Annotated in this window: 11 protein-coding genes and 1 pseudogene; 1 reads left to right on the top strand and 11 read right to left on the bottom strand. The window is 61.8% G+C overall.

From position 1 onward, the window contains the following. Nucleotides 1–97: 97 nt before the first annotated feature. Nucleotides 98–394: pseudogene (locus J2W23_RS25825) on the top strand (carboxymuconolactone decarboxylase family protein); the annotation flags it as partial. A 137-nt stretch (nucleotides 395–531) separates the two neighbouring features. Here the strand turns inward: J2W23_RS25825 and tnpC are convergent. The 11 genes from tnpC to J2W23_RS25770 all read right to left on the bottom strand — a co-directional run bounded on the left by tnpC (nucleotide 532) and on the right by J2W23_RS25770 (nucleotide 10,606). Then, complete coding sequence (gene tnpC, locus J2W23_RS25820) at nucleotides 532–2,100, bottom strand: IS66 family transposase (RefSeq protein WP_373423985.1); 1,569 nt, start codon at nucleotides 2,098–2,100, stop codon at nucleotides 532–534. A gap of 64 nt (nucleotides 2,101–2,164) precedes the next feature. After that, a complete protein-coding gene (tnpB, locus tag J2W23_RS25815) occupies nucleotides 2,165–2,548 on the bottom strand; it encodes an IS66 family insertion sequence element accessory protein TnpB (protein ID WP_132756102.1) in 384 nt (127 codons plus the stop codon). Next, on the bottom strand, nucleotides 2,491–2,838 hold the full coding sequence (gene tnpA, locus J2W23_RS25810; RefSeq protein WP_307650764.1) for an IS66-like element accessory protein TnpA: 348 nt from the start codon (nucleotides 2,836–2,838) through the stop codon (nucleotides 2,491–2,493). Before tnpA ends, tnpB begins: the two co-directional genes overlap by 58 nt. Nucleotides 2,839–3,443: 605 nt before the next feature. Continuing rightward, on the bottom strand, nucleotides 3,444–3,827 hold the full coding sequence (locus J2W23_RS25805) for an SMI1/KNR4 family protein (RefSeq protein WP_307650763.1): 384 nt from the start codon (nucleotides 3,825–3,827) through the stop codon (nucleotides 3,444–3,446). Between the two features lie 106 nt (nucleotides 3,828–3,933). Beyond that, nucleotides 3,934–4,233: a hypothetical protein gene (locus J2W23_RS25800; protein ID WP_307650762.1), complete on the bottom strand. Its 300-nt coding sequence runs from the start codon at nucleotides 4,231–4,233 to the stop codon at nucleotides 3,934–3,936. 81 nt (nucleotides 4,234–4,314) lie between these two features. Then, on the bottom strand, nucleotides 4,315–5,046 hold the full coding sequence (locus J2W23_RS25795; protein WP_307650761.1) for a hypothetical protein: 732 nt from the start codon (nucleotides 5,044–5,046) through the stop codon (nucleotides 4,315–4,317). 133 nt (nucleotides 5,047–5,179) lie between these two features. After that, nucleotides 5,180–6,049, bottom strand: coding sequence for an alpha/beta hydrolase (locus tag J2W23_RS25790; RefSeq protein WP_307650760.1), 870 nt, complete (start codon nucleotides 6,047–6,049; stop codon nucleotides 5,180–5,182). A 57-nt stretch (nucleotides 6,050–6,106) separates the two neighbouring features. Beyond that, the gene (locus tag J2W23_RS25785) at nucleotides 6,107–6,385 is read right to left on the bottom strand and encodes a barstar family protein (protein ID WP_307650759.1); all 279 of its coding nucleotides are present in this window, start codon (nucleotides 6,383–6,385) and stop codon (nucleotides 6,107–6,109) included. A 497-nt stretch (nucleotides 6,386–6,882) separates the two neighbouring features. Continuing rightward, nucleotides 6,883–8,172 carry a porin gene (locus tag J2W23_RS25780; RefSeq protein WP_307650758.1) on the bottom strand — a complete coding sequence of 430 codons (1,290 nt, stop codon included), beginning with the start codon at nucleotides 8,170–8,172 and terminating at the stop codon, nucleotides 6,883–6,885. Nucleotides 8,173–8,210: 38 nt separating this feature from the next. Next, entirely contained in the window at nucleotides 8,211–9,167 is a 957-nt protein-coding gene (locus J2W23_RS25775) for a Bug family tripartite tricarboxylate transporter substrate binding protein (protein ID WP_176657661.1), read from the bottom strand. 26 nt (nucleotides 9,168–9,193) lie between these two features. Then, the gene (locus J2W23_RS25770) at nucleotides 9,194–10,606 is read right to left on the bottom strand and encodes an MFS transporter (protein ID WP_307650757.1); all 1,413 of its coding nucleotides are present in this window, start codon (nucleotides 10,604–10,606) and stop codon (nucleotides 9,194–9,196) included. Between the last annotated feature and the right edge of the window lie 22 nt (nucleotides 10,607–10,628).

Raw genomic sequence — 10,628 nt, 5'->3', positions numbered from 1 at the left:
TGCATGGCGCGTGGCGTTCGCTCTGCTTCAACACGTCACCGACATCACGCCTTAAACCACCCAGCCGTCAACAACGGCCTCGAGCGGACTATTACGCATCGACATCCATACCCGTGACCTGATGACTGGCGGAATGTCGGTTGAGAAAGTAGTCCTCGTGCCGGTGTGGCACGAAGCGGAGTACCTGTTCTCGGAGCAAGAGCGTGCGGCCCTCGCCTGGTCCGAGGAAGTCACCCGCGTCAGCGAAACACACGCTTCCGATGAAGCCTACGAGGCGGCGTTGGCAGTGTTCGGCGAGAAGGACTTGGTCAACCTGACCCTCACCATCGCCGCGATGAACGCCATTAACCGCATGGGCATCAGCTTCCGCATGAAGCCGCGGGCGAAAGCTTAACGGCTGCGGCGCGCCGCTCTATTGGCTGAGCTCGTGGGTTCAATTCAGTAGTGCGGCATCAACTTCCCGATCTTGCTGGCCGGCTACTGCGACGTATGCGCCAGGCGAAGTCATCTTGACGCCGGAGATGCCGCAGCTCAGGTCAGCGGCGTCCAGCGGTACGGCAGGAGATCGCGCAGTGCAGATGCTGGCTGGGTCGGCAGCCGCTGCAGTACGTCCTTGAGGTAAGCGTAGGGCTCATGGCCATTGAGCCTGGCGGTGTGCAGCAGGCTCATGATGGCGGCGGCGCGCTGGCCCGCGCGCAGGCTACCGGCGAACAGCCAGTTCTTCCTGCCCAACGCGATGGGACGGATCAGGTTCTCGATGCGGTTGTTGTCCGCGGTAAGGTCGGCGTCGTCGATGAAGCGCGTCAGCGCAGCCCAGCGCTTGAGGCTGTAGTCGATGGCCTTGGCCGTCGCACTGCCGTCTGGCACTTTCTGACGGTTGGCCATCAACCAGGCGTGCAGCAAGTCGGCCGCCGGCCTGGACTTGGCTTGCCGCAAGTGCAATCGCTCGCTCGGCCCGAGGTCCTTGGCCTCGCGTTCGATGTCGTAGAGGTTGGCGAACAGCTTGAGCGCGCCCTCGGCAAGCATGCTGCTGTGGTTGGCCCACAGCTCATGGAACTTGCGCCGTGCGTGCGCCAGGCAGCCGGCCTCGGTCACGCCGGCGCTCATCACCTGCTTGTAGCCCGCGTAGTCGTCGCAGATCAGCGTACCTCGCCAGCCGCCGCTGCCGTCTTCGGCGATGCCCAGGAAGCGCCGTGCGTTGTGCCCGGCACGGCTTTCGGCGAAGTCGAAGACCACGGCGTTGACCTCGTCCCAGACCGTGGTGCAGTAGCTCCACAAGTAGGCTCTGTGCGTCTTGCCATGACCTGGCTTGAGCATCGCCACCGGGGTCTCGTCGGCGTGCAGCACGTGGCGCCCAAGCAGGTCCTCGCGCATGGCCTGCACCAACGGCGCCAGTTCCACGCCGATGGCGCCGATCCATTCGGCCTGGGTGGAGCGCGGCACTGCGAAGCCTGCGCGGCCCAGGCTAGCCTCCTGGCGGTACAGCGGTTGGTGGTCGATGTACTTGGCCACCGCCACATGCGCCATCAGGCCGGCGGTGGCGATGCCCTTGTCGATCACGCAGGCAGGCACCGGTGCCTGGATCAGCGTCTGGCATTGGGTGCAGGCCCACTTGCCACGCACATGGCGCTGCACGCTGAAGCGTCCAGGCTCATAGTCGAGCTTCTCGGCCACGTCCTGGCCGATGCGCTTCATCTGGCAGCCGCAGCCCGGTGTGGTGCAGATGGTGTCGTCGGGTTCGTGGTGGATGTCGTGGCGCGGCAGGTGGGCCGGCAGCGCCTGGCGCTTCGGGGTCTGCTTCTCCCCTGCGGCCTTGGCTGGCGACTGCAGCTTCCCTACCTCGCGTTCCAGGGCTTGCAGGTCCTCGTCGATGACCTCTTGCAGCAGGCTCCTCTGCTCGGGACTGAAGCGTTCGGCGCTGGCGGCGAACTTCAGCCGCTTGAGCACGGCCATCTCATGGGCCATCTTGGCGTTCAGCGCCTGAGCGTGCCGTACCTCGCTCTGCAGCCGGCTGGCCAAGGCGCACACCTGTGCGAAGCTCATGCCCGAGAACGCCGGATCAGGGATTGCATCAAGGGCGTTGGCGCTGCTGCTGTCCATCAGGGCGGTGATGGTGCCAGCAGGCTTAGCCGGCCGCCATCGGCACATTCCGCAATGGACGGGCTCACACCACCTTGATCACGCCGGCCTCGCCAACACGCTGCCAGGGCAGTCCGAGCACCAAGGCGTTCAGCTGCGAGTGGGTCAGCGACAGCGTGCTGCCATCCCTGGGCCAGACAAAGCGGCCGCTGTTCAGCCGCCGCGCTGCCAGCCACACACCGATGCCGTCGTGTACCAGCAGCTTCATGCGGTTGGCCCGTCGGTTGGCAAACAGGTAGGCGTGGTGGGGCCTGGCCTCGCCGAAGACCTTGACCACGCGGGCCAACGCCGACTCGGTGCCAGAGCGCATATCCAGCGGCTCGCAGGCCAGCCACACCGCCTCCACACGGATCACCGCAGCAACTCGCGTGTCCAGATCGCGAAGTTCGTTGCGGCACTGGCCGGCCATGTGATGATCATCGTGATCGGGCCGCGGCGCAGTTCGACGCGGATGTCTGCCGACGAGGCAGCAGCCTCGGGTGACGCCATCAGCGGCAGTGCGACGAACTCGCCAGCCTTGACGGGTCTCACTTGGCCTTCGCGGGCCAATTGCCGCCAGCGGTGCACGACGTTGGCGTTGATGCCGTGCGCCATCGCTACCTTGGCCACCGACGCGCCGGGTTCATTGCATTCGGCTACCACCTGGGCCTTTGCCGCAGCGCTGTAGTGTCGCCGGGACTGTGTCTTCTCGCTTGTCATCGCGTCCACCTAAGTTACGTGGACGCGATCGTTGCCGCCGTTTCTCTTCAGTTCAAGATGACTTGGCCGGACGCATACGGATGTAGTCGAAGCCCTTGGGGATCGAGTGAGGCCCGAAGTCGTCCTTGGAAAACACCAAAGCTGCTCTTCAAGTTTTGATGAGATAGATCAGGACTCGCTTATGTGCAGAGCGCTTCTCCGCCGCAAACCGGGCAAATGGCCACCTTTGCTGCACAACAAACTTCCACTCCGCATCTTGAGCACGAGCCATCCTGTTCAACCCCATCATGACCGGCGTAGTCTTCTGGTTCGGCCGGATAGGCGACCAAGGCTAGGTAGGCTGATTCGGGGCGTTGTTCGCCAACACCCCTGAACGCAAAGCACTCGGCAAGTCGGAAGACCGAACGCCCCTCTGCCAAATCTCCTACCGTCCACTTTTCGGCCGCCTCCGCGACGAGCAAAGCCAACTCCGTCCGAGTGAGGGATTTCAAGAAAATTAAGCGGCTACACGATCCATCGCAATGTCCATTGATTCCTGAGAGTAGGGTCGCCGCAGCTTCAGTTCTGCGAGGCTTCCTTGGAAGTCAGCTCTTGGCCGGTTCCCGTCAAAAGCGATTCTGACGAAGCCAATCGATAAAGTTGGCAGCGTTCGGCGCGAGCTTGCCGGAATCATGTTCCCAAAGGAGGACGGGCGGCTCGATCTGCTCTGAACGCTCCCAGCAAAATACGTCGCCGCATCCATTGTCAGCGAAGGGGATGCGCTGACCGGGAAGCTGGCCGCGTGCATCCAAAATCTCCAGCGGCGAGAGCACCCGATTGCGGAAACGCAATTCTGCGAGTCCCCCAAGCTGGACGAACTCCAGATAGCTAGGTGGAACTGCACAGTGCACCGCAGCCACAAGCCAAGCTATGTCGGATTCAGATACAGCGCGCTCCTCGTCACGCTGCGATGATGTTCCGGAGCTAAGAATCTGTTCAATCTCAGACATATTTTTGGTCCGGTTGATGCCAACTAGGCCGACGGGTTGGAAGTCCGCTCCTGGCCGATGGCGGCCATCCTAACTAAGGCGCTCGATGCCTGAGGGGGAGGACATTTCAGGCATCGTCTTCGTCAGGCCGTACTCGTTCGATAGTCCACTGCTCTTCAGGACTCATGCGAGTGGCCTGGAATCCGGGCGCAAGGTCGGCGAGTTGAACTATTGCAGGGTCGATTTCCAGAACGTGGCCTAGACCAGCAAGCGCAACGTCTTCCAACTCGTCGCTGACTCCGTCCAGAAACTGCCATCCATGATCATCTTCGTCATGTGAGACCAGCAGGATCGGCCTACTACGATCTAAGACGCTTTTAGAGAAGACCGTAGCGCAGTTTTGGGGCTGATCGAATGGCCATTTCATGATGTCGCTGGCATCTTCTGATATGTCTTTGGTTGCGCTAAATGACTGCTGCTGGTCGCATTCTGCCTGTGAACACACGCCTCAACTGGCACTTGGTACGCCGTCCAAGCCAAGTCGTTCGAGGACCTGCTGGTTGTACCGCGCCCAGTCTCGTTCCGAGTTCTCAATGACAACCTTGTCCAGCGTTAGTCGTTCGAACAGCGCGTCCGTCATGAGCCGATAGTCTTGGTACAGGGCGATGAGGCCTTCGAGACCAACCAAGTTCCGGCGCACGGCGTAAGGTCCCTTCAACTTCCAGTCGACCTGGTACTTCACCCAGGCCTCCCCCCGCTCCGCGCAAACGGTGCGCACGGCGCGCTCCACGCTCTCCTGCCTCAGGTAGACGACGAGCGGTTGCAATGGTCCGATGAGCTGGGTCAAGCTCCTGCAGTACGTCGCGATTTCGTCGAAGCTCGCTTCCATCAGGAAGAGATTGGTAAGGTCGCCATGAAAGAGTTGGCCGTCCAGCACAGGCACAGCAACGCCGAGTTGAACCTCTTCGACGAACGAGCGCCACCTTGAAAGCGCTCGCCGGCCCAGTTGTTCAGCCGTCGATTCGCGCCAGGGCTCGAACCAGTGCTGGAGCTCATCTGTCGCTCGGACGGGGTGCGGGTCGGCGCGTTCGTGAACAGCAAGCGCCGGCCGGCCCGCATCTTCAAGCGCCTTCGCGACCAACCTCATCGTCGTCGACTTTCCGGAGCCCATGATGCCCTCGATGATGACGAGCCCATGATGCTCGGAAGACCGTAGGTCGGGCAATGCGATGGGGTTCATGTGGAGGTTGTATCCGATTCAGGCGGCGGTCCTCAATGTCTGTTCCTGGCCGGATTCTGCCTCACGCTGGCGGCCTTCAGCGGAGCCTAGCAGGGCGTGCGCGCGGTAGCGGAGCGGCACCTTGAGCGACGTCTCAGCCATTACTGCGAAGGTGCCTATTCAAAAACGTAAGCACCTTGCGCTCATAGTCCGATGGGTTGTAGGCATAGAGGTCCACGTGTGCTGCGCCCTCCACGCGCCATAGCTCTTTGGGAGCAAGCGCCGAGTGAAACAAGCGCTCGGTCTCAGCCCAGGTTGTATGCTGGTCCTCGGACCCGGAGGCTACAAGAACAGGGGCTCCGAGGCTGGCAATGCGTTCGATTGGCCGAAGCTGTTCGGGCTTTACGCCCGTCCTTGCCGGCAGTTGCCACAGTAAGAGCGGCGCGAGGGTGGCGCCAAATGGGCCAAGCCTCATTGCCAGCCGGTCTGCTACAGCTTCTTCGATAGTTGGATACATGGACTCCACGACGACGGCTTGGGGCGGCGATTCGATCTTCGCTAATACTGTTGATGCCGCGCCGAGTGAGACCCCAATGACACCAATCCGCTCGCCCGGAGCCTTCTCGCGCAAGAAGGTCATAGCAGCAATGACTCCTGCCGACTCCTTGGCGCCAAATGTGATTCTGTCCCCCGTACTCTCCCCATGCGCTGGCAGATCAATCATCAGGACGGTGTACCCCTGCCGATGCAGCGCGCGGGCGCGGCCAAGCATCTGCGTTCGATCTGATCGAACCCCGTGCAGCAGAAGAACTGCACCAGTTTTGGCTGTGGCTGCGGCGAACCAGCCCGCCACAAACTCTTCTGATCCTGAAGGTATCCGAACTGATCTTGCGTGAAGGTCGGCTGGTGGAGGGCCGATGGCTCGAGTTGCCGGACGGCTCAGCACCTCGCCGGCGCCATAGAGTAGAGCCACAGAAACACCCGCGGAAAGCAGCACGGCAAGTACCAACCAGCGTATGTTCATGAACCCTTAGATGTCCGCTCCTGGCCGCGACGCGTCATGCCTCGCGGCATCTGAAATCTAGTCCATATGGATGGCAATGGTCTTCGAATCGAGCGCAATTTTTTGCAGCGTGCGATAGAAATTGCCGTCCTGCCAACGGCGCAGGACGTCGGTGTTCACAAAGCGGAGCATGCACTCCCCAGGCCAACCCGGTCCCCCCGCGCTCAGTGCATCCCAGAGCGCGTCGCAATTGCGGCCAAAGAGCTGTGCACCCTCCGGTTGTGTTGTCGACAGGTACGCTGCCCAAAAATCTGCCTCGTCGTTGAGCTCACTGCAGTCGATGATGAATTCACGCATTACTCATGGGGCTCGAAATTGAGGGGACGAGGTGAAAGTCCGGTCTTGGCCGACAACTGCTAAATGCCTCGGACCGTGTAGCTGAGTTGGCAACCACTGCACTTGATCGAGTGGCCACTGCCTCCGTCAAAGAAGCTGAGTTCCGCTGAACAGTGAGGGCACCCACGGCTGGTGGACCCAGTCCGCTTCCATTCGTCAAACGCTTCCTCAGCAAGCTCAAACTCGCGCTCGGATGGAGACCAAGGTCCTGGTGATTTCTGGCTGTATGGAACGTTCATCGAAAGCATTCGGCATGAATTCGGGTGTCTTGTTGAACGGCCGGTTCTGGCCGATAGTACCCACTCGCGCAACGCCGAGGGATGTTGGCAATCGCTGCATACCTACCGTTTGCCGATGAACTCGCTGCCGTTTTCGGTCTTCGCCGTCTGAGGCCTGCCTCTTTCTCGTGCGATCGCATCGAGCACGCGATCAGACCAAGGCAACGCCATGACACAGCATCAAAATGCATGGCGGACCCCGAAGTCGTATCCCATGGATCGGCTCGGCGCATAGCCCGAGCTGCCCACTGCGCCAGTCGACAAGTAGGGTGCGGTTCCGGTGGTCGCCCCAATGATCGCGGCATTGTTCTGGGCATCCTTGGCCCTGATCCACGCGACCGTTGCGTAAAGCGCCGTCCGCTTGGAGAGGTTATGTTCGTAGCCGATCGCGAACTTGCTGACGGAAGCGTCGCGACGCGGTGTGAATGGGGTCGCGAGCGGTCCCAGGTCGTTGTCAAACTTGACCCTGGAATAGGCCGCCTTGATCAATCCAGGACCTACCGGGACCGTCAACCCGACGAGACCGCCGTTGTACTTGTCGTCGTCGAGAGCGACGAGCAGCCCTCCCAGCCCAGATGGCGCTGTCGTCGTCGACTGGTCCTTGACCTGCGACAGTTCACCGTAGACCTTGAGAATCCCGAAGTTGTAGGAGGCACCGAGATTGAACGTCTTGATTTTTTCGTTTACCCCCGCGCCTGTGGGAAATCCGAGCGTGTTCACTGCAGTGACGTCTGCCGCGGTGCTTTGCCCGTAGGCCACAGCGATATCGAGGGGGCCCGACGCATAGCCGAAACGCCCGCCGGCAAACTGGCCCTTGCGTGTCGGACTTCCAGGCAACCCGCTCTGCGCAACGTTCTCGTGCAGCGCATATTGCAACTGTCCGTAGAAGCCACCGAGCGTGGGCGGCAGGAAGTAGCCGATGCTGTTGCTGCTGCGCAAGTAGTTGTCGGACGCGGCAACAGAAGAGCCCGGTCCCCTGGCGATGGCCAGATTCGTTCCCACCGTGGATACGACATTGGCACCGACGCCGATCGTGCTGAATGGGCTGAAGATCGAATCGTTCCAGAAGGTCGGGGTGAAGTCGCGGCCGAGCCGGATCTCGCCAAAGCCCCCTGAGAGACTGACTGTCGAACGACGGGAGAAGTTGGTCAATCCACCCGCGCCCGAATCGTTGGCGACGGGGGACTCGAGCCAGAAGCTGGCAGCCAGGCCGCCGCCGAGGTCTTCGGTCCCGCGGAATCCAAGTCGGCTGTTGGAGTTGGCGCTATTGGACAAGACGGTCTGCGTTCGAGTGATCGCGTTTCCATTTGCGGGGGACGGAACGATCCGACCGGTGTCGTTGTAGAACTCGCTCCGGGCGGAATAGTGGCTGACGGCGGCGTCCAGAACGCCGAAGAGCGTTACGGAAGATTGAGCAGAAGCAGCAGCGGCAGAGGACAGCAGCGCTGTCGCCACGAAGGCGGATCTCATGGTTGTCTCCAGTTTCTTGTGAGTAAGGGGAAGGGTCGTCACTCGGGCTTGAAGCCCGCGTTTTTCAAGAGATCGGCGCTCTGGGATACGTACCCCGTGATGTAGCGGGTGAACTGATCCGCATCCTGGCTGACAGGGTCGATACCCAGACTCGCGAACGCTCCGGATTTGGCGAGTTCGTTGACGGAGGCGTTGATCGCCTTGTTGAGAAGTTGCACACGCTCTGGCGCCGTACCTTTCGGTGCCCAGACGCCGTACCAAGACGCATAGGTCAAACCGGGCAACCCGCTTTCTTGCGCCGTCGGCACGTCCGGCGCGAGTGGACTGCGCCGAGGCGAAGTGATCGCGATAGGCTTGACGCGACCGGCCTTCGCCAGAGGCAGCACCGAGATCATCGAGTCCAACAGCAGTTGCACGTGACCACCCGCGACATCGACCAACGCGGGCTGCGTGCCCTTGTAGGGAACGAAGCTGAACGTGACGTTGCCCTGTTTGGCCAGCAGCAGCGTGGCCAGGTGGCTCGGCGCGCCAGCAGCCGGGATCGCGGCCGTCCATGTCGTCTGCTTCGCAGCGGCGAGCAGTTCCGGCAGCTTCTGCGCTTCGAGTCGCGGTGCGATCACCAGCATCAATGGCGCCTCCGCGACGCGTGCCACAGGGGCGAAATCGACGACGGGGTCGTATGGCGCGTTGCTCAGCACCTGCTTGGCAAGAACGTGGGTCGCGGCCGAGAACAGCAGCGTGTAGCCATCGTTGGCAGCTGTCTGTACTGCCTTGCCACCAAGCACGCCGTTCGCACCGGCCCGGTTCTCGACGATCACCGAGACGCCGAGTTGCGTTTGCAACTGGTTGGCGACCAGGCGGGCCGTGGAGTCAACGCCGCCGCCCGCGGCGAAGGGAACGATGATCCTGACCATGCGGTCCGGAAACTTGGCAGACTGCGCCCATGCAGGTAGCGCAATGACCGCAGCGGCTGCAATCAGACTCGGAATTTTCATCAGATCTCCAGTTCGTTTTTTGTTGGTCACGGCGAGATTTCCTCGAGCGAACGGTTGGCCGTTTCAACCATGCGCCGCGCCGCAAAAAATCCAACCACGTTGGCCAGCGCAAACATCAGGAAGACCGTCGCGATGCCATGCGAAGACAGGACGATCCCGACGATGGCGGGTGCAGTAGCCGAAGCCACGCGCAACCACGATGTCGCCAGTCCCGTGCCAATCGCACGCATCCGGGTGGGGTAGATTTCCGGCGTGTAGAGGTAGAGCAGCACGGTGGTCGTACCCATCACCGCGTAAGCTGTGGACGCCAGCACCACCACCGACCAAGGGCTGCCGGCGCCAGTCGCGGCGAGCAGGCCAAGCAACAGGCCGCAAACCAGGAAGCTGGTGGTCGCCCAACGGCGGCGGCCGACGCGATCCACCAGCAAGGCGCAAGCCAGCACCGCGCAGGTGCTGAGGACGTTCGTCAGCGACGCCATGCGCAGCGACTCCTGCAGTGGCAGGTGATAGACCGTGCGGTAGAGCGTGGGCAACCAGTTGTTGATCCCGTTGGCGACAAAGTAAGAGGATGCCCACAGCACCCAGACGACCAGCGTGCGCGGCCGGTACAGAGGCGAGAACAACTCCTTCCACGATCCCTTTCGGGTGTTGGCCAGCCCGGCCGCGAGTGCTGCGATGCGCGCCGCCACTTGATCCTTCTCCTGCACGATGTCCAGGCTCCGTTTGACGGTGCTCGCCTCGATGCCGGCGATCACGCGCTCAGCGTCGGCAAATCGCCCCTTCGATGTGAGCCAGCGGGGAGATTCCGGCAAGCGCGCCATGAAGACCAGGATGAGCAGACCGGGGATACCTCCGACAAGAAACATGCATTCCCAGCCGAAGCGGGGCACGACGAATGCCCCGACCTGGGCTGCCGCAAGCAGTCCTAGCGGAAAGATCAGTTCGTAGAGGATGAAGAAGCGGCCGCGACCCTTTGCCTGGGAGAGTTCGTTGATGTAGGCCGCCGCGATGGGCACTTCGCCGCCAACGCCGATGCCTTGCAGAAAGCGCAGCGCAAACAGCACGTCGAAGCTGCCGGCCGTCGCGCATGCAATGCTCATCACCGACATGAGGGCCACCGTGGCCGTCACACTCGGCACTCGGCCATAGCGTTCTGCCAGCCATCCGAACAGGAGGGCACCGATGACCTGACCCGCGTAGCCGGAGGCGATCAGCATGCCCACCTGAAGGGGCGACAGGTGCCAGCGCCCGATCAGGACCGGCAGCACGAACGCCAGTGCAAGCGCGTCGAACGCATCGAAGAACGTGGCGCTGCCCATGATGATGCGGGCCTTGGTGTGCCAGCGGCTGAACGGCACGTTCTCGATGCGGAACAGCAGGCCGGCGGCCGGTTGAGTGGTACCTCTGCTCTGCCCCGTCGGAGTCGAATCGACTGTCATTTTGTCTCCGGAATCTTTTGTG

The sequence above is a fragment of the Variovorax boronicumulans genome, from assembly GCF_030812215.1.
Lineage (GTDB): Bacteria > Pseudomonadota > Gammaproteobacteria > Burkholderiales > Burkholderiaceae_C > Variovorax > Variovorax boronicumulans_C.
This window is presented reverse-complemented; position numbering and strand designations above follow the sequence as displayed.